Source organism: Peribacillus sp. FSL R5-0717, from assembly GCF_038002945.1.
In the GTDB taxonomy this organism is placed as follows: Bacteria; Bacillota; Bacilli; order Bacillales; family DSM-1321; genus Peribacillus; species Peribacillus frigoritolerans.
This window is the reverse complement of record NZ_JBBOOF010000001.1, coordinates 681,451-699,907: the sequence shown is the minus strand read 5'-3', so window position 1 is coordinate 699,907 and position 18,457 is coordinate 681,451. Positions and strand designations below refer to the sequence as shown.

Annotated in this window: 21 protein-coding genes; 15 read left to right on the top strand and 6 right to left on the bottom strand. The window is 40.4% G+C overall.

Annotated features, from left to right (window positions below):
- Positions 1 to 60 precede the first annotated feature (60 nt).
- The 3 genes from NYE65_RS03445 to NYE65_RS03435 all read right to left on the bottom strand — a co-directional run bounded on the left by NYE65_RS03445 (position 61) and on the right by NYE65_RS03435 (position 1,591).
- Positions 61 to 393, bottom strand: coding sequence for a LysM domain-containing protein (locus NYE65_RS03445; RefSeq protein ID WP_098185681.1), 333 nt, complete (start codon positions 391 to 393; stop codon positions 61 to 63).
- 113 nt (positions 394 to 506) lie between these two features.
- Positions 507 to 641, bottom strand: a complete 135-nt coding sequence (locus NYE65_RS03440; RefSeq protein ID WP_255256705.1) for an anti-repressor SinI family protein — start codon at positions 639 to 641, stop codon at positions 507 to 509.
- 182 nt (positions 642 to 823) lie between these two features.
- A complete protein-coding gene (locus NYE65_RS03435; protein ID WP_340859860.1) occupies positions 824 to 1,591 on the bottom strand; it encodes a DUF1189 domain-containing protein in 768 nt (255 codons plus the stop codon).
- Between the two features lie 162 nt (positions 1,592 to 1,753).
- Between NYE65_RS03435 and NYE65_RS03430 the strand changes: the two genes are divergently transcribed.
- The 9 genes from NYE65_RS03430 to phoU all read left to right on the top strand — a co-directional run bounded on the left by NYE65_RS03430 (position 1,754) and on the right by phoU (position 12,271).
- Positions 1,754 to 2,239 carry a DUF456 domain-containing protein gene (locus NYE65_RS03430; protein ID WP_048677991.1) on the top strand — a complete coding sequence of 162 codons (486 nt, stop codon included), beginning with the start codon at positions 1,754 to 1,756 and terminating at the stop codon, positions 2,237 to 2,239.
- A 143-nt stretch (positions 2,240 to 2,382) separates the two neighbouring features.
- The gene (sodA, locus tag NYE65_RS03425; RefSeq protein ID WP_034308436.1) at positions 2,383 to 2,991 is read left to right on the top strand and encodes a superoxide dismutase SodA; all 609 of its coding nucleotides are present in this window, start codon (positions 2,383 to 2,385) and stop codon (positions 2,989 to 2,991) included.
- Between the two features lie 1,088 nt (positions 2,992 to 4,079).
- A complete protein-coding gene (locus NYE65_RS03420; RefSeq protein ID WP_034308434.1) occupies positions 4,080 to 5,300 on the top strand; it encodes an MFS transporter in 1,221 nt (406 codons plus the stop codon).
- Positions 5,301 to 5,492: 192 nt separating this feature from the next.
- A complete protein-coding gene (locus tag NYE65_RS03415; RefSeq protein WP_323602229.1) occupies positions 5,493 to 7,661 on the top strand; it encodes a peptidoglycan D,D-transpeptidase FtsI family protein in 2,169 nt (722 codons plus the stop codon).
- A 208-nt stretch (positions 7,662 to 7,869) separates the two neighbouring features.
- The gene (locus tag NYE65_RS03410; protein ID WP_268592779.1) at positions 7,870 to 8,835 is read left to right on the top strand and encodes a PstS family phosphate ABC transporter substrate-binding protein; all 966 of its coding nucleotides are present in this window, start codon (positions 7,870 to 7,872) and stop codon (positions 8,833 to 8,835) included.
- 138 nt (positions 8,836 to 8,973) lie between these two features.
- Positions 8,974 to 9,873, top strand: a complete 900-nt coding sequence (gene pstC / locus NYE65_RS03405; protein ID WP_340862083.1) for a phosphate ABC transporter permease subunit PstC — start codon at positions 8,974 to 8,976, stop codon at positions 9,871 to 9,873.
- A gap of 3 nt (positions 9,874 to 9,876) precedes the next feature.
- Complete coding sequence (gene pstA, locus NYE65_RS03400; protein ID WP_063590620.1) at positions 9,877 to 10,755, top strand: phosphate ABC transporter permease PstA; 879 nt, start codon at positions 9,877 to 9,879, stop codon at positions 10,753 to 10,755.
- A gap of 21 nt (positions 10,756 to 10,776) precedes the next feature.
- Complete coding sequence (pstB, locus tag NYE65_RS03395) at positions 10,777 to 11,598, top strand: phosphate ABC transporter ATP-binding protein PstB (protein WP_048682195.1); 822 nt, start codon at positions 10,777 to 10,779, stop codon at positions 11,596 to 11,598.
- Between the two features lie 19 nt (positions 11,599 to 11,617).
- Positions 11,618 to 12,271: a phosphate signaling complex protein PhoU gene (gene phoU / locus NYE65_RS03390; RefSeq protein WP_034308425.1), complete on the top strand. Its 654-nt coding sequence runs from the start codon at positions 11,618 to 11,620 to the stop codon at positions 12,269 to 12,271.
- 68 nt (positions 12,272 to 12,339) lie between these two features.
- On the opposite strand, the gene NYE65_RS03385 is transcribed toward phoU, so the two are convergent.
- Entirely contained in the window at positions 12,340 to 12,771 is a 432-nt protein-coding gene (locus tag NYE65_RS03385) for a hypothetical protein (protein WP_328176875.1), read from the bottom strand.
- A gap of 2 nt (positions 12,772 to 12,773) precedes the next feature.
- On the bottom strand, positions 12,774 to 13,049 hold the full coding sequence (locus NYE65_RS03380) for a hypothetical protein (protein WP_340859859.1): 276 nt from the start codon (positions 13,047 to 13,049) through the stop codon (positions 12,774 to 12,776).
- 532 nt (positions 13,050 to 13,581) lie between these two features.
- On the opposite strand from NYE65_RS03380, the gene NYE65_RS03375 reads away from it, so the two are divergent.
- The 5 genes from NYE65_RS03375 to NYE65_RS03355 all read left to right on the top strand — a co-directional run bounded on the left by NYE65_RS03375 (position 13,582) and on the right by NYE65_RS03355 (position 17,183).
- Positions 13,582 to 14,190 (top strand): hypothetical protein, encoded by a 609-nt coding sequence (locus NYE65_RS03375; protein ID WP_340859858.1) that lies wholly within the window; start codon positions 13,582 to 13,584, stop codon positions 14,188 to 14,190.
- A gap of 117 nt (positions 14,191 to 14,307) precedes the next feature.
- Complete coding sequence (gene rpmG, locus NYE65_RS03370; protein ID WP_028391797.1) at positions 14,308 to 14,457, top strand: 50S ribosomal protein L33; 150 nt, start codon at positions 14,308 to 14,310, stop codon at positions 14,455 to 14,457.
- A 183-nt stretch (positions 14,458 to 14,640) separates the two neighbouring features.
- Positions 14,641 to 15,213, top strand: a complete 573-nt coding sequence (locus tag NYE65_RS03365) for a 5-formyltetrahydrofolate cyclo-ligase (protein WP_340859857.1) — start codon at positions 14,641 to 14,643, stop codon at positions 15,211 to 15,213.
- A gap of 76 nt (positions 15,214 to 15,289) precedes the next feature.
- The gene (locus NYE65_RS03360; RefSeq protein ID WP_034308414.1) at positions 15,290 to 15,478 is read left to right on the top strand and encodes a hypothetical protein; all 189 of its coding nucleotides are present in this window, start codon (positions 15,290 to 15,292) and stop codon (positions 15,476 to 15,478) included.
- Between the two features lie 166 nt (positions 15,479 to 15,644).
- Positions 15,645 to 17,183 (top strand): rhomboid family intramembrane serine protease, encoded by a 1,539-nt coding sequence (locus NYE65_RS03355; RefSeq protein WP_340859856.1) that lies wholly within the window; start codon positions 15,645 to 15,647, stop codon positions 17,181 to 17,183.
- Here the strand turns inward: NYE65_RS03355 and NYE65_RS03350 are convergent.
- The gene (locus tag NYE65_RS03350) at positions 17,178 to 18,035 is read right to left on the bottom strand and encodes a hypothetical protein (RefSeq protein ID WP_340859855.1); all 858 of its coding nucleotides are present in this window, start codon (positions 18,033 to 18,035) and stop codon (positions 17,178 to 17,180) included. The two genes, NYE65_RS03355 and NYE65_RS03350, sit on opposite strands and share 6 nt — an antisense overlap.
- A 212-nt stretch (positions 18,036 to 18,247) precedes the next feature.
- Here NYE65_RS03350 and NYE65_RS03345 point away from each other — a divergent pair, with 212 nt between their 5' ends.
- Complete coding sequence (locus NYE65_RS03345; protein ID WP_214773958.1) at positions 18,248 to 18,457, top strand: YqgQ family protein; 210 nt, start codon at positions 18,248 to 18,250, stop codon at positions 18,455 to 18,457.

Genomic DNA, 18,457 nt, shown 5'->3' with positions numbered 1-18,457 from the left:
TATTGGTATTTGATAATCCCCTTAAGTGTGTTTGTGAAGGCATTAATCCCCATATGAAAGTTATTTATAAACGGGAATTTTATAAGTTTTGCCAATCTGCATATTTTCGGGCTTCAATCCCTCATTCAAACTTTGAAAGTCAGAGATGATCGTTTCGATTGGGTGATTGGTTTTGCCTTTTTCCTTTTCAACGATGGAGAGTAAGGTATCCCCGGGTTGCATGGTGATTTCTTTATAAGCGGCAGATGGTGCGGATTCAGGCTGGCTGGCCGGCACGGCCGGTTCGCCTGTAGAGGCAGGTGGATGGGAAGCCGGCAGGGTACCCGTAGTCAAATCAAAATAAATAATAAATAAAGTGAAACAGAATGAGATAAAAAGCAGTAGCCGTTTCAATTTTCCATCCTCCCAAGCTTGTCTTTAATTCATCTATACTTAGAGGGGGCAAAAAATATGCCTAAAAATGGGCGATTTTTCAAATGGAATGTGAGAGTGGCCATTCAAATTGTCTATTTCAGTTGAGTAACATCCTTAATATTTGAATGATTGCTGAGAAAGGAGCGAATTTCCTTTTGGGTAAGACCACTCTTTTTTGCCTCCAATATGAGTAACAACCACTGTACATCAATATGACTCTCCTTCACGTCTATCACCTCTTAAATACTATTTCAATCATAAGTATAGTAATAACTGGGTGAGTATTTTGTCGAATTAAGTAGATATAAAAAATGATGAATGTAGTCATACGAGGGAATGGCAAGGATTGCCCGGTTTTGTGCAAAAGCAAAAAAATCCGGACCGAGGTGGGTCCGGATCTTATTTAACCTCAATTCCCCATCTTATTGGCTGATGTTTCTTTAATGGATAAATATAACATCATTAATGTAACAAACCAGCTAATGATGGAAGCGAATGGCACAACTGCTTGAAAAGCATCCATGATGGTGAAGAAAATGGTGGCAAGAGTTATGCTGTATGCACTAATTCTCCAAAGATGCCTGTAGGAAAGTGGACGGCCAAGAGCGTTCTTGAAAAAAAGACCAAAAGCGGCAATGATTGTCACTTTAATGAAGATTCCACTAGCAGTAAACAGGTATAATATGAGTAGAAGCAATGGAATGATGATCGGCAGCACAGATTCAACTGAATCAAGCCAAGTGGATATTTCCTGATTATTTCCCTCCAGAACTGAATAAGGAGAGGATTGCACATTGCCTCCGGATACGAAAACCAGGTCAGACTTCAAAAGTGCGACAGCCTCATCAGCTTCTGCAGCTATCTTTTCCGGGGTCAAGGCTCCCGTGCCATCCACAAAAATTTGATATCCGTTTTTATTCAGGCTAAATGGCTCATCTTCTTCAGTCGTCAACGTGCCATTTTTGATTTCAAATGCCGGTAAGTCTTCGGATACTGTTTCGTGCATGGCATCTATCCCGTCAACTATCATTGTACCGAAATAAAAAGCTGAAGGGAGAAAGGCGATGAGACTTATAAAGAAAACGTATAAAATCGTTTTCCCGATACCTTGGTTTTGAAAGGAAGCGATATCTTTAGGGGAAAATATGCTAACCCACAGTTGTTTGAATATGTTCAATGTTTTCAGCACCTATCTATATAAGATTCCTAACCAATTTTAACTATATGGGAAAAATAAAACAACCTGTATTCAGCTTCATTGGTTTCAAACAACAGTAATGAGGTAATTATGGAGAGATAAATCAAATTATAAATTAAATGAGAAAGGGGCTTTTGAGATATGGACACACTATTTTGGATAATAATCACCCTCATGTTCATAATGGGATTTGTCGGTCTGATTTTTCCAATCATCCCAAGTGTTTTGTTCATTTTTGGCGGAATATTGTTATATGGACTTTTTTATTCTTTTGAACCATTTGGCTGGTTTTTCTGGACGGTCCAAATTTTATTCGTCATCCTTTTATTCGCAGCCGATTATATTGCCAACATGGTCGGGGTCAAAAAGTATGGCGGCACGAAAGCGGGGATATGGGGCAGTACGATTGGGCTCCTGGTCGGGCCATTCGTGATTCCATTCGTCGGAATTCTGATAGGTCCATTCATCGGGGCATTCCTGGCAGAGATCCTGGTACATAAACAAGACCCTGTTACTGCTTCCAAAATCGGCCTAGGTTCCGTTGTAGGCTTTATAAGCAGCGTAATCACAAAAGGCATCATTCAGCTTCTGATGATAGGATATTTTATATTCGTGGTATTCTCATAGGAAAAATAATCGAAAAATGAAAAATTGAGGCATATGGTTTGAAACGGTTACAAAAATTTGATACTCTATTGCTAGCGAGCTTTAGGTATCTTTCGAGAACTGAAGCCCTCAAAAAAACAGCTTACATAGGGAGGAATTTTATTATGGCTTTTGAACTTCCACAATTACCGTATGCATATGATGCATTAGAACCACACATCGACAAAGAAACAATGAACATTCACCACACTAAACATCACAACACATATGTGACAAACCTGAACAATGCGCTTGAAGGCAACCAAGAACTTCTAAGCAAAAGCGTAGAAGAAATCGTCGCTAATCTTGACGCAGTACCTGAAGCTGTTCGTACAGCTGTACGCAACAATGGTGGCGGACACGCTAACCACACTTTATTCTGGGAAATCCTTTCACCTAACGGCGGCGGACAACCAACTGGTGAATTAGCGGATGCCATCACTTCAAAATTCGGAAGCTTTGACAGCTTTAAAGAAGAGTTCGCTAAAGCGGCTACTACTCGTTTCGGATCTGGCTGGGCTTGGCTTGCAGTCAACAATGGCGAGTTGGAAGTAACAAGTACACCTAACCAAGACAATCCCTTATCAGAAGGTAAAACACCGCTACTTGGATTGGACGTTTGGGAGCATGCTTACTACTTAAACTACCAAAACCGCCGTCCTGAATACATCAATTCTTTCTGGAATGTTGTAAACTGGGATGAAGTTGCAAAACGTTACAGCGCTGCAAAATAATTTGTAATTAAAAAAGACGGGATTCCTTTTGTAAAAAGGAATCCCGTCTTTTTTTTGGTTTCTTTTATCCGAACCGGAATATTAAAGAAAAACAAATAAAGGCAACTCGTATTGCTTGTTTCGCCCAAAAGAAATGAAAGAATTTCACAAGTAAAAGCTCCGAATTTACGAGAACGCATAAATTCACGAGTAAAATCTTCAAATTCACGAATAAAGGCTCAAAACTCACGAGTAAAAGCCCAAAACTCACGAGTAAAAGCCCAAAACTCACGAGTAAAAGCCCGAAATTCACGAGTAACACTCCAATTCCTGAGTAAAAGCTCAAAATTCACGAATAAAAGCATCGATTCACGAGTAAAAGCTCAAAATTCACGAATAAAAGCAACGATTCACGAGTAAACACCCCAATTCATGAGTGAAAACTCGAAATACACGAGTAAAAGTCCGAATTCACGAGTGAACACCCCAAATTCATGAACATCCCCTTCGTCTCCCAATCGAAGAGTTTTCTTTATACTGTTCTTGATTTAAAGGGAAAAGATTTTAAAGAAAACAGTATAAGGGCAACTACTTCTCTGTCATCGCCATCCTGGCTCGCCAGTCGAAGAGTTTTCTTTATACTGTTCTTGATTTTATTTGAAAGAGCTTTTAAGGAAACAGTATAAGGGCAACTACTTCTCTATCATCGCCATCCTGGCTCGCCAATCGAAGAGTTTTCTTTATACTGTTCTTGATTTAAAGGGAAAAGATTTTAAAGAAAACAGTATAAGGGCAACTACTTCTCTGTCATCGCCATCCTGGCTCGCCAGTCGAAGAGTTTTCTTTATACTGTTCTTGATTTTATTTGAAAGAGCTTTTAAGGAAACAGTATAAGGGCAACTACTTCTCTATCATCGCCATCCTGGCTCGCCAATCGAAGAGTTTTCTTTATACTGTTCTTGATTTAAAGGGAAAAGATTTTAAAGAAAACAGTATAAGGGCAACTACTTCTCTGTCATCGCCAATCGAAGAGTTTTCTTTACCTTTTTTTACATAAATTCTTTTGTTTTTTCAAACACTAGAGTGGAATTTAAAGGAGAGTTAAAACAATGGGTATTTTAGAGAGATGGTTGGGTGAAGCGGGCGGGAAGAAGGATTTGCACCTCCTTTTGTTTATTGGCGGGCTGTACAGCCTAAGTATTGCTTTATCCAATACATTCGTTAATGTGTACTTGTGGAAACAATCCGGTCAAATTGTTGATATTGCCGTATATAATCTAACCGTGGTGCTTTTTCAACCGCTTACTTTTGTCTTTGCCGGCAGGCTCGCGAAAAAGGTTGACCGAATCATTGTTTTGCGTCTGGGTGTTATCTTTTTGGCCCTGTTTTATTTATCGGTCCTATTGGTCGGCACACGGGCAACGGATTTCCTTTGGTTGCTTGGTGGGCTGTTAGGAATTGGTTATGGGTTTTATTGGCTTGCCTATAATGTCTTGACTTTTGAAATAACTGAACCGGAAACCAGGGATTTCTTCAATGGATTTTTAGGGATTTTATCATCCATTGGGGGAATGGTCGGTCCGATTCTTTCAGGGTTCATCATTTCGAGGCTTGAGAAATTCACGGGATATTCCATTGTATTCGGGCTGTCTTTGCTATTGTTTTCCATTGCGGTTTTTCTTAGCTTTTCGTTAAAAAGACGTCCGGCTCATGGCAGGTACTGCTTCTTTAGGATATTGCAGGAACGGAAAAATAATCGGAATTGGCTCTTGATCACTCGTGCTCACTTTTTTCAAGGGATACGAGAGGGCACATTCATGTTCATCATTTCGATTACCGTTTTCATTCAGACGGATAGTGAACTTGCCTTAGGAAGCTATGGTCTGTTAAATTCGGCCATATCATTCGTTGCGTATTTTTTTGCTTCACGATATATAAAACAGCCGATGCGCAAAAAGGCGATACTTATTGGAGGAATCCTGTTGTATGCAGGGGTCTTATTGATTGCATTTGATATCACATTCGGGAAGCTTCTCATTTATGGGGCAATTGTCGCAACCGCTTATCCTATTCTTTTGGTCCCTTATATATCACTGACCTATGATATTATAGGCCGGGCTTGGAAAGCAGCGGAAATGAGGATTGAATATATCGTTGTCCGGGAATTGTTCGTCCATATTGGAAGGATTGTATCCATATCAGGATTCATACTTTCCGTCATGTTATTCGACCTAAAGCAATTACTGCCGATTTATCTGTTGATCGTCGGGGCAGGGCATACCGTGATATATTGGTTTGTACGGAAAATCGATATCATTGACCAAGATTGAAAAGAGGCCTTAGAGGCCTCTTTTCAATATACATGACTTACGGTTGTAGGATTTATGAGCCGTAAGTCACTTTTTATGTAAAGTTCGTTAGATGTTTAATATTTCTAGAACACTAAGGTAGAAAAAAAGACAAATGTTCTATAGAATAGTATAGGATCTATTATGACTATGTAAAAGGATGTGTGGCTTAGTGTGAATAAAAAGAAAAAGAAAAAGACGCATGTGCCTTTCAGATTGAATATTCTTTTCTTTTTAGTGTTTGTTTTGTTTTCCGCTTTAATTTTACGCTTGGGTGTTGTACAGATTGTTTATGGTGATGATTACCGGCGTGAGATTGAAAGAACAGAGGAAGTAACCGTGAATAATTCGGTGCCCCGTGGGAAAATGTATGACCGTAATTTAAAACTTATGGTCGATAACCAACCACTGGATGCAATTACATATACACGAAAGCAAGGTACGAAACAAACAGAAATGGTGGAAACGGCTGAGAAACTCGCGAAGTTGATTGAAAAGGAAACAGACAAAGTGACTGAACGCGATAAAAAGGATTTTTGGATTTTGAAGAATCCGAAGCTGGCCGAGAAAAAGATTACCGATAAAGAGCGCAAAAAAGTGGAAGAAGGCGAGATGGAAGAAAGTGATTTGTATAAGCTTCAGATTGATCGGATTACTGAAGAAGAAACAAAGCTTTCGGAAAAGGATCTTGAAGTTCTTGCCATCTATAGGGAATTTGCAAGCGGATATGCCCTTACCCCGCAAATTGTGAAAAACAAGGAAGTAACAAAAGAAGAATTCGCCAAGGTGAGTGAAAACCTTGATTCTCTTCCAGGGGTCGATATATCTACAGATTGGGATCGTTTTTATACATATAATAAAACACTTAAATCTGTATTGGGTAAAGTCTCCTCATCCGAAGAAGGGTTGCCTAGTGAAAGCCTGAACTACTACCTCGCGCGTGATTACAGCCGGAATGACCGTGTAGGTAAGAGTTATATCGAGGCGCAATATGAAGATATCCTCCAAGGGCAGAAAGCGAAAGTAAGGAATGTGACCGATAAATCAGGAAATGTCGTCGATTCCGAAGTGATTACCGAAGGTTCACGGGGAAAAGATCTTATATTGACAGTTGATATGGATTTACAGCTTGCAACAGAGGAAATCATTGAAAAGCAATTGATTGCCAAGAAAAAAATGGGTAACACCAAATTCTTGGACAGGGCCTTTGTCGTCATGATGGATCCCGATACAGGGGAAGTATTGACGATGGCTGGCAAGAAATATGAGAAGGACCCAAAAACGGGGAAATCCTCCATTGAGGACTTCGCATTAGGAAATATTACGACTTCCTATACGATGGGGTCTGCGGTTAAAGGCGCTACCGTTTTAACCGGTTATCAGGAAGGTGCGATCCAGCCGGGTACGTACTTTTATGATACGAAGTTGAGAATCAAAGGTACACCGGCCAAAGGTTCATATAGTGACTTCGGGAACATTAATGATTTGACTGCATTGAAGGTATCTTCGAACGTTTATATGTTCAGGACGGCCATTAATATTGCGGGTGCGCATTATGTGCCGAATGAACCGTTGAACATTAGTTCAAGTGCCTTTTCGACCATGCGGAATTCATTTGCCCAGTTTGGCTTGGGAGTCCGCACGGGTATTGATCTTCCGAATGAAATGAGCGGGTTCAAAGGTTCCGAAACATCTCCAGGTAAGCTGCTTGACCTTGCTATCGGACAGTATGATACGTACACACCGATGCAACTCGTGCAATATGTTTCAACCATTGCTAATGGCGGTAACCGCATGAAGCCGCATATGGTTAAGGAAATCCGCGATCCAGTTGATAATAATGAGGAATTGGGACCTGTTGCCGAAGACGTTTCACCGACTGTCCTTAATCATCTTGATATGAAGGATGAATGGATTGAACGTGTTCAGAGCGGTTTCGATAAAGTTGCGATGGAACAAGGCGGAACGGCCTATACCTATTTTGGCAATAAATCGTATACAGTGGCAGCTAAAACCGGGACGGCGGAAGCATTCTATGACGGCCCGAACCGGTTGGATTATAGCGAGCCCCAAGAAACGATGAACATCACGCTTGTGGGTTATGCCCCAGCTAAAAATCCTGAGGTCGCTTTTGCGGTCGTTGTGCCGTGGGCATACCAAGGACATTCAGGCCACAGCATGAGTAAAGAGATAGGTGAAGAAATTATGGATACCTATTTCAAACTGAAAAAAGAACGGGCTAAGAAGGAAAATACCGAAACCTCGACCGATTTGAAGGTGGAGAATGGTAAAGACGTTCAAAAGGACCAGGCTGAAGTTAGAAAAAGCCAGGAAAATGAATAATAAAAGGTTAAAAACACGTTTTTGGGTAAAACCGGAAACGTGTTTTTTTGCATTTTAAGAACGGATCAGCACTGTTCTTACATCTTTACAATAACCACACAATTATTTACTCAATATTTACAAATGCTTTAAACGGAATTTACAGTCTGAAAGTATGATGTGAGAGTAGGACAAAATATTCATATAAAATTCTTAGGGGGATTTACAAATGAGACGTTTCAAATTTATGGCTATGACCGCAGTAATGGGTGGAGTAATCGCAGTGGCAGCTGGATGTGGATCTAATGATACTTCAAACGGCGGTAAAGGAAATGAAGCGGCTTCAGATCAACTCAAGGGAGAAGTTATTACGGATGGTTCTTCAACGGTCTTTCCGATCATGGAGGCAGTTGCGGAAGAATATATGGCTACACAGCCTGATGTGAAGGTTTCAGTGGGAGCGTCAGGAACAGGTGGGGGATTCAAGAAATTCATCGCTGGTGATACGGACCTAGCCAATGCATCCCGCCCGGTGAAAGAAGAAGAAAGTGCCTTACTTGATGAAAAGGGTGTTGAATATACAGAATTGAAACTGGCATTTGACGGTATTTCAATTGTTGCCAATAAAGATAATGATTTCATCGATTCACTAACAGTTGAAGAACTTCAAAAACTGTGGATTGATAATGGAAAGGTGAAGAAATGGTCTGATATACGTCCTGAATGGCCGAACGAAGAAATTAAATTCTACTCTCCGGGAACAGATTCAGGAACATATGATTATTTCAATGAAGTGATCCTTGAAGAAAAACCAATGGTGGAAAATGCTACGCTTTCAGAAGACGATAACGTTCTTGTACAAGGTGTAGAAGGCGATAAAAATGCGATTGGATTCTTCGGTTATGCCTACTACTCTGAAAATAAAGATAAGTTAAAGATCATTTCCATCGACAACGGCAAAGGTGCTGTAGAGCCAACGCATGAAACGATTAAAAGTGGGGAGTATGCACCATTGTCACGTCCACTTTACACATATGTAGCTAATAAGTCGGTAGCTGAAAAAGAACAAGTTGCAGATTATACTCAATTCGTCATTGAAAATGCAGGAGAGCTTGCAGAAGAAGTGGGTTATATCAGCCTGCCGGAAGAAGAGTACCAGAAAGATCTTGATAAATTAAAAGAATTGGAAAAATAAACGATATTACAGGCTATTGAAATCCCGCCTTGACTCGATTAAGGCGGGGGTAACAGCTTGTAAATCCAAATATTGCGTGTCTGAAATGGAGGATGCAAGTTGGAACTTAGAAAAACAGAAACCTATTCTGTACAGCAAATGATTCTGGAAAAGAAAAGTAAGAAAAAAATCAATATGGAAAAAGTCATGCCTAAACTTTTGTTCCTTACGGCGGCAATTTCCGTTTTTACTACAATCGGGATCATCCTGACCCTTATATTTGAAACATTCATCTTTTTTGACAGAGTATCCATCATCGAATTTTTTACGGAAGCTAAATGGCTGCCATTTGCATCTGCACCTTCCTATGGGATTATGCCCCTTATTGTTGGAACGTTGAAGATAACAGTTATAGCAGCGGTGGTTGCAGTTCCAGTAGGACTTGCAACAGCCATTTTCTTGAGTGAATATGCATCAGAGAAAACACGGAGAATCATCAAGCCGATTTTAGAAGTTTTAGCTGGGATTCCTACTATCGTTTATGGCTTTTTTGCCTTAACTTTTGTAACACCGGTTTTGCGGGATTTATTTCCTTCCCTTGACATGTTCAATGCCCTGAGTCCTGGAATCGTCGTAGGTATCATGATCATGCCGATGATAGCTTCTTTGTCGGAAGATGCCCTGGTATCAGTGCCGAAGTCGATTCGCGAAGGTGCGTATGCTTTAGGAGCAACGAAACTTGAAACGACAATTAAAGTGGTATTGCCAGCAGCCATTTCTGGAATTGTGGCATCCATCGTTCTTGCTTTATCCAGAGCGATCGGGGAAACCATGATTGTGAGTGTTGCCGGTGGCTCGACCCCAAATATGAGCATGGATGTCACTTCATCGATTCAAACGATGACCGCTTATATCGTTCAGGTCAGTTCGGGGGATGCAGGGTATGGGACAACGATTTACTACAGCATATATGCGGTTGGAATGACACTGTTCGTCTTTACGCTTGTCATGAATTTACTGGCGCAGTTCATCTCTCGCAAGTTCAGGGAGGAATATTAAGTCATGAAACTGATAAACAAAAGTCATGTTGCAAAAAAAATGCCTGCTAGGCTTGCTGTTAACACGATTTGTAAAGGATTATTCTTCTTGGCAACATTGGTTGGCCTCCTCGTATTGGCCATCTTATTTTATCGGATATTCACTCAAGGAATTGGTAGTCTGAATGGGGATTTCCTTCAGAATTTCGCTTCCAGGAAACCTGAAGAGGCTGGTATAAAGGCAGCGCTGATCGGTTCAATATGGTTGATGGTAGTGGTGGCCCCGGTTTCCCTGCTGCTCGGTGTTGGAACGGCCATTTATTTAGAGGAATATGCGAGGAAGAATTGGATCACCACTTTTATTAAAGTGAATATTTCCAATCTGGCAGGTGTCCCGTCAATAGTATTTGGACTATTGGGCTTAACGGTTTTCGTTCGTGCTCTTGCCTTGGACCGGTCCATATTGGCAGCGGGCCTGACCATGAGCCTGCTCGTTCTCCCGGTCATCATAGTCGCTGCACAGGAGGCCATACGTGCCGTACCTCGTGATTTAAGGGAAGCTTCGTTTGGAATGGGTGCAACAAAGTGGCAAACCATTTTGAAAGTGGTCCTGCCTGCAGCAATACCTGGCATTTTAACTGGAGGAATACTTGCTTTGTCACGGGCAATCGGTGAAACGGCGCCATTGGTGGTGGTTGGCATACCAATGTTCATCGCCTTTTTACCTCAAACGGTCATGGATACATTTACAGTGCTGCCAATGCAAATCTATAATTGGACATCTCGTCCGCAGGAGGAATTCCAGCAGGTTGCTGCCGCGGGAATCATCGTTTTACTCATCCTGTTAATATTCATGAATTCAATAGCCGTTATAATTCGAAATAAATTCCAGAAAAGATACTGATAGGAGGAAGGAAGCATGAATATGACCTTAACGAGAGAAAAAGAGTCACCGGCTATCGAAATCGATAATGTCGGATCAGCTGCCTTGACGGAAAAGGTGTATGAAACATCCAATCTTAATTTATGGTATGGAGAAAACCATGCTTTGAAAAATATTAATCTGGATATGCACCAAAATGAAGTGACGGCCATCATTGGGCCTTCAGGATGTGGGAAATCCACCTATATTAAAACATTGAACCGAATGATAGAACTAGTCCCGGATGTGAAAACGACAGGACAGATTAAATATAGGAACAGGAATATCCTTGATCAGTCCTATAAGGTGGAAGATTTAAGGACACAGGTGGGGATGGTCTTCCAAAAGCCTAATCCTTTTCCTAAATCCATTTATGAAAATGTTGTATATGGACCAAAGATCCATGGAATTAAAAATAAAAAAATTCTTGATGAGATTGTCGAAAAGAGTTTAAAAGGGGCAGCGATTTGGGATGAAGTGAAAGACCGTCTGCATGAAAATGCATATGGACTTTCAGGTGGACAGCAACAGCGTCTTTGTATTGCCAGATGTTTGGCAATCGAACCAGATGTCATTCTAATGGATGAACCTACTTCTGCCCTTGATCCGATATCCACGTTGAAAATAGAAGAATTAGTCCAGGAACTGAAAAAGGATTTCAGCATCATCATCGTTACCCATAACATGCAGCAGGCAGCACGTATCTCTGATAGAACAGCCTTCTTCTTAAATGGGGAAGTCATCGAATATTCTGATACAAATACCATCTTCTCTAATCCGAATGATAAAAGAACAGAAGATTACATTACCGGACGTTTCGGTTAAGAGAAAAGGAGATGCGATAATGATCGTTCGTGAAAATTTCGAGCTTCAATTGAAAGAGCTGCAAGAGAAAATCGTGAAGTTGGCTAATTTAGCTTCAGGCGCCATATCAAAATCATATGCCGCACTGGAAAATAATAATGTAGATGAGGCTCTTGAAGTTATTGATGATGATACAATAGCTGATTTACTGGAAGAGGAAATAAATGACTTTGCGATTTTACTGATTGCTAAGCAACAGCCGGTTGCGATTGATTTAAGGCGTATCATTGCTGCCATAAAAATCGCCTCGGATATTGAAAGGATGGCAGACTTTGGTGTAAATATCGCCAAATCGGCGATCCGAATCGGTGACCAGCCATTTATTCTGCCTTTAACACCATTAAAGCAGATGCATGATATTACATTAAAGATGATTCGACTTTCAATAGAAGCATTTGAGAAGGAAGATGTTGTTCTTTCAAGAGAAATCATTGAAATGGATGATGAGGTTGATCGCTTTTATGGAGAAATGATTCGAAGTCTCCTACGCCTTTCAGATGAAAAAAACCTTCAGCAGGTTACGCAGCTTTCCCTAATTGCTCGATATTTGGAAAGGACAGCGGACCATACAACGAATATCGCAGAGAATATTTACTTCCTGGTAAGAGGGAGATATATCAGCAGGAATGAATGACCCCATTCTAATTGAAAAAAGAGAGGCTTTTTCTCGGACATAGTCCATTTAAAAGTCTCTCTTATTCATTAATGTGTCAATGTATTGGCCAATTGTCTATATATCATATTATTCGTAACGACAAACTCGCCGATTTGTATTTTTTTCGAGAAATCCCGGTCATTCATGTAAGCTTCAAATTCAGCAGCATCATCGATGATTTTTTCCTTGGAAAGGAGATCGGCAATCTCGGCTGTGGTCATATTCGTTTTCACTTTAATTGTATAGGTTGAAGCTTCCTTCTCCATTAAAACCTTATCCGGATCCTTTGGTTGGACGGTCTTTTTAGCTTCCTCGGTAGGAAGTGTAACGACGAATCCCTTCTTTACGAGCAATTCCTTAGCTTCCTCCGCAGAGGGAGTGGTGCCTTCGAACTTATCGGTGCCATAATAAAAGGCAGCAAAGATTGTTGTTGTAAAAATGATGCCGGTGGAAAGACCTTGCAGTCTTGCTTTATTCATGTTCATTCACCCCGCAATCTTTGCTGCTCAATCACTGAAATGGTTTGTTCCTTCGTTAACGAGGATTGTCTAGCGATCTGGTCCAAAGTGAGACCTTGACTATATAAAGATACAACCTGGCTTTTTAGAATCTCATGTATGGGTTCGATATCATTGGAAGTGACAGTTGATTGATCCTTTACAGAGGGAACAGGGTCGTCTTGGATAACGAATTCCTCTTCAAGAATCTTCACCTTCTTCTTTAATTGGTAGATATCCTGCATATACGTTAGTGTCATCTGTTCTAAATCTTCTTCTAATTTGGCAACTTTATCTTTACCGAAAAAGGAAATGATGAGAAGGACTTATCGCTAATGAAAAAAGAAGGACGATAATTGTTTCCATGGTTTCACCTCAGAAGATAATTTTCGACAATATACTTATAGTTTACACATATTCGAAAAAAATTGGGGATTTTCATATTTTTATATTTTCGGAAGTAGGCAGTAAACTTCATTTATTGTCTGTTTTTTTTCAAATATTGTCGAAAAGCGATGTGACCGTCGTTGATGGAAAAAAATTAGGCATGAAAATGGGAAAAAAACCTTTGAAAGATAACGTACATAAAATTCGACAAAATGTGTTTATTGTCCATCAGCCAATTCAGTGCTAACATAAAGATAGAATAAATCGAAAAAACGAAATATTTTGAATTATTAAAAATCAATGATCCTATAAGAAAATGGTGTGCAGAATTTAAAGTGGATAGTTTCACTGTCAGCGCCTAACGATAAGTAATATAAAGATAAAAGAAGGGGAAGGGATGATTATATGAATTCGCTATCCGCGTATATGCCACAGGATAACCAGGAATTATTTCGTAAGGGATTAAAGGCTGGATTATGGATGGATGAGAGTTTTGATTGGTATCCTGAGGAGGATATGATGAGTCATCCTAATGGAGAGATCCGGATACTTTCACAGACGTATACCCAAGGGCAGGTGACCTTTTCGAAGTTCACGATCAGGAATACCTCATTCGAGACCAAGCGGCCAAAAGTGTTTTTTCACTATGAAAACGCTTTCGAAAGGCAGGCGGTGGCTTTTTACAGCCCGAATGAACGGGCGATTTTACATGTAGCCCCTCAATCGATTGCCTTATTGGGGGGATTGGTGAAAGGAAAAAGCATCTCTCAATATTGCATCCAAGGTAAGGGAAGCCTTTATCAAGAAGGATGCTTCAAATCATTGAAAGAAGGTCTCCTGGCTTATTCACCGCTCGCCAAAGGGGAAGTTACCAGTGTGTTTACGCTAGAAACGGAAATCTTACCGAAAGAATGTGTGGAAGCTGTGGCTTGGGTCATTCATGCTGATACGAAAGAAGAAGCGAAAGTTATAAATAATCAACTCCTCCTGACGATGCAAAACGTAAACAATTAAGAATACGAAAAAGTAATGTTGGATTTCCCGAAAAACATACTAGCAATTCGCATTGAATAATGATATTATAGAAAAGTCCTATGTGAAAATGTCAATATGTTTGGAGGGAAATACACAATGCGCGTGAATATTACATTAGCTTGCACTGAATGTGGAGACCGTAACTATATTTCTAAAAAAAATAAACGTAACAATCCAGACCGTCTTGAGCTTAAAAAATACTGCTCAAGAGAAAAACGCAGCACGACTCACCGTGAAACAAAGTAAGCAACAGGATTTTTCCTGTTGTTTTTTTTTATGCATTTTTTTAAGTCCCTCTTTTCTCTCTTTCCTTTAGTGAATATTTTCACCAGAATGCACGAATGATTCGGCGATTTCCGACACCGTATTTTCGTAAATGGACAAATATTATGAGATAATGATAGAAGTAGAATAAAGGAGTCGGAAGAGATGAGAGAAAACAAGAATAAGCTCCGTCAAGAAGTTAGGTCCCGTTTAATGCAGCTGACTAGAGAGGAACATGAAGAACTATCCACCAGAATCGCTGAAAACTTATTCGCTTTGGAAGAATGGAAAAATGCTGATACCATTGGCATCACCATCTCCATTCCGCCTGAAGTCCCAACGGTACGGATCATCGAACAAGCATGGAGCGAAGGGAAAGTAGTGGCTGTACCAAAATGTGATCCCGAAAAAAAGACAATGGAATTCAAAAAAATTTCGTCCTTCAATCAGCTCGAGTCTGTTTATTACGGATTGCTGGAACCAGTGGCTGAAACAGCCAAGGCCAGCAAAGAGGAATTGGACGCATTGATCGTACCCGGCCTTGCTTTTACCAAGGAAGGGTATCGCCTAGGCTTTGGAGGGGGTTATTATGACCGTTTCCTATCTAATTACCGAGGTGATACATTGGCCCTTACATACGAGCTCCAATTAATGGATGAACTCCCGATAGAGGTACATGATCTAGCGGTGGGCAAACTCATTACCCCATCCAAGGTTATACGCACGTACGCCCATTAAGAAGAAGTTTATTAATTATCACTTTTAGCTCATAAAAATCCTATCCTGTATCACACTATTGATAGGAGGGATTGTTATGCTTCGATTAATTATTCAAATCTTCTTGGTTGGTTTAGCTGTTTATGCAGGTTACAAAAACCGGTACCGCCTGATAAATGTTGCACTGTCCAACGGCATACTGAGAAGATTTCTAGTGACTAAATCCTTGGATATGCCAATGTTCAGGGATAAAATGATGCAAAGCATGTTCACTCAGACCAAATGAGGATGCCGGCATCTTGAAAAGGGAACCTGACCGAGGGTTCCTTTTTTTATTTTTTAGGAGCGGGAAAACAGTCTCCTTTTTTACTTTTTACATGATTTCGTCTATAGTTTTAATTAAAGAACAGGAATTTTAGAAGCTTAAGTTTCATTGGAAAGTGGGGAAGGCATTGGGATTTAAAGAGGATTATTTTTTTTGGGAAACCATAAGGGAGTTTTCTGCCCATTACGATTATCGTATGATCACAGTCACGGAAAACCATCAGGAGATTTGGCTTGAGAGCGATAAGAATAAGGAGTTTCCAGTCATAAGACTCATCCGCCATGATTTGGATTGGGCTAATTGGCTGAAACGCGATATCGAGCGAACATTGCAGAATGGGGAAAGAATCAGAAGGAAATTATATAAAAAGCCCATAAACATATTAAGTATCTATGTTAGTAAATTCGCCCCGGTCGATGATCATGACTTTAGTTCACGGGTGGCCTCCTTTAAAAAGACGGATGTCAACACGTTCCTTCTAACTTGTGAGAACTTTCATGATTCGTTGCAAAACCTTGAACATGTTTTGAAAAAACCACTTTCAATTCAAGTTCTTGAGGAAAATGAAATAGATGAGGAAAAGGTTCTTGAAGTAAAGAAGAACGCCATCTCGGAGTCAGTCAAAAAGGCTAAGGCCGAACAGAAGGTATTTCAAAATGCCAATAAGCCATTCTTTACATATATATTCATGGCGGTACAAATAGCAGTGTTCATCTTGATGGAGTTTAATGGGGGCAGCACCAATTCCAAGACTTTGATTGAGTTTGGCGCTAAATTTTCCCCTTATATCATCCAAGGGGAATGGTGGAGGTTCTTTACACCGATGATCGTCCATATTGGGTTCATTCATTTACTGATGAATACATTTTCGCTGTATTTGATTGGTGCTGAAGTTGAAAGGATTTATGGTAATGCCAGGTTCCTTTTCATCTATATATTCGCTGGTTTCGCTGGAACTCTAGGCAGCTTCATCATGACCCCGAATCTTTCCGCAGGTGCGAGCGGAGCCATTTTTGGCTGTTTTGGGGCACTTTTGTACTTTGGCATCGTCTATCCGAAATTATTCATGCGCTCGATGGGCTCATCGGTGATCGTGTTGATCATCATTAACTTAATATATGGTTTCAGCGTTTCGGGAATTGACAATGCAGGGCATATCGGAGGTTTGATCGGTGGGTTTTTGGCTGCTGGAGTGGTACATCTGCCAAAATCCAAGAATATCCTTCGGCAGCTGGCTTTTCTGATCGGGACGCTAATACTGACCTATTCCCTTCTGCAATTTGGTTTCAATCATCAGGAAAGTGCAGCTATCGATGATAATACCATGGCAATGCTGGCCCAAAAGTATATTGATGATGATGATGAGGATAAGGCGGAAGAGATGCTATTCAAATATGTGGATTCAAATCCTGATGCACCGCTATCGCTCTTTATGCTCGGAAATTTATCTTTTGATAAAAAGGACATATACAAGGCAAAGGGTTATTATGAAAAAGCGATTGAAAGTAATCCGGACTTGCATGAAGCCCATTACAATCTTGCCTTGGTCTACATGAATCTCGAATTATTCGACCAAGCTAAAGAGCAAGCTGATAAGGCTATTGAGCTTGCCCCGGATAATAAGTCATACACTAAACTACTGGAAGAAATCGAAAAGCAACTATAACTCTTGACGCAGCATGATTGGAGTACCGTCTTTCAGGGTAAACAAGACAAGTATTTCCCTTTGATTCTTCGTCATAAGCAATAGGGGGATGGTGCTACCTTGTGGACTCACAGTGGTGCCATCCTCCTTTTTTACTCCCAACACATAATTTTTGTATAGTCCTTCCCATAGTTTTCCCACAATTTCTTCCCGTTTGAATTGGGGGAAGGCAGCAAGCCATTGGTTTTTCTTTGAAGGCAGATCTGTTAAAGAAATGATTTTGTACTGATCAAGATTGACCTGAAAGGCTTGCCCGGCTTTCTCCAAACCATTTCGAACCGTTTGATCTGTCAAGCCGTCCAGCGTTTTTTTCCACTGAATCTGTTCTTCTGAAAGGGGGCGGTGGAAAAATTGAAAAACCGGTGTCGTTACTGTATAGAGTTTATCTTTACTGAGCTGCTGGGCACTGGTGAAAATGGTGTCACTTGGATGGACCTCGGCATAATGAAACGTTACAGCTTCATAACGCCCACTCTCGGATTCTTTATATTTCGCTTTTTGAGAGAGTTCTTGTTTATTTTGGCGCCAATTTTTTAAAGCCCCTGCCAATTTTCCATTTTTGTATAAAAGCGATACATCCTGACGTAAGTAAGCAGGCTGGTCCAACGTAGAATCCACCCTCCAAGTGATGGTATAGGTGGAATCCCCGGTACCTTTAGGTGTCAGGTGGGTGGAAGCATGTTCAAAATGGAGCGAGGAATCGATGGGAAAAAAAATGATGGTTTCCTCTGTCCGTTTATGATTTGATAAATAAAGGATGACAAAAATGGTGGTTAAAACCAAAAAGACGGTATACTTCAATTGTACTTTCATTTTTCCCCTCCGTTTTCACGCGTGATGAATGGTTTTAAAAACATTAAGCTGTTAAATCATCAAAGGAGTCCACATTCATGATATTTCATCATATGAATACAGTTGGACATGTATGAGGGGGATGGGGAAATTATCAAAAGAGGAAATGGGCGCTTGTTACAGAGGTGCTGATTCGATATACTTTCCTAAAGAAAAGAGTAAAGAGGTTTACTATGAAAACATATTATGATCTTCAACAATACTTGAAAAGATTTGGTACATTTATCTATATTGGCGATCGCTTAGCCGAGCTTGAACTGATGGAGACCGAAATAAGGGAACTCCACCGTATGCAGATGATGGATACGAAAGATTATCAAATGGCGATTCTTTTAATCAGGCAGCAATTGTCTCTTGAAAGGGAAAAACAGAAAAAAAATTGA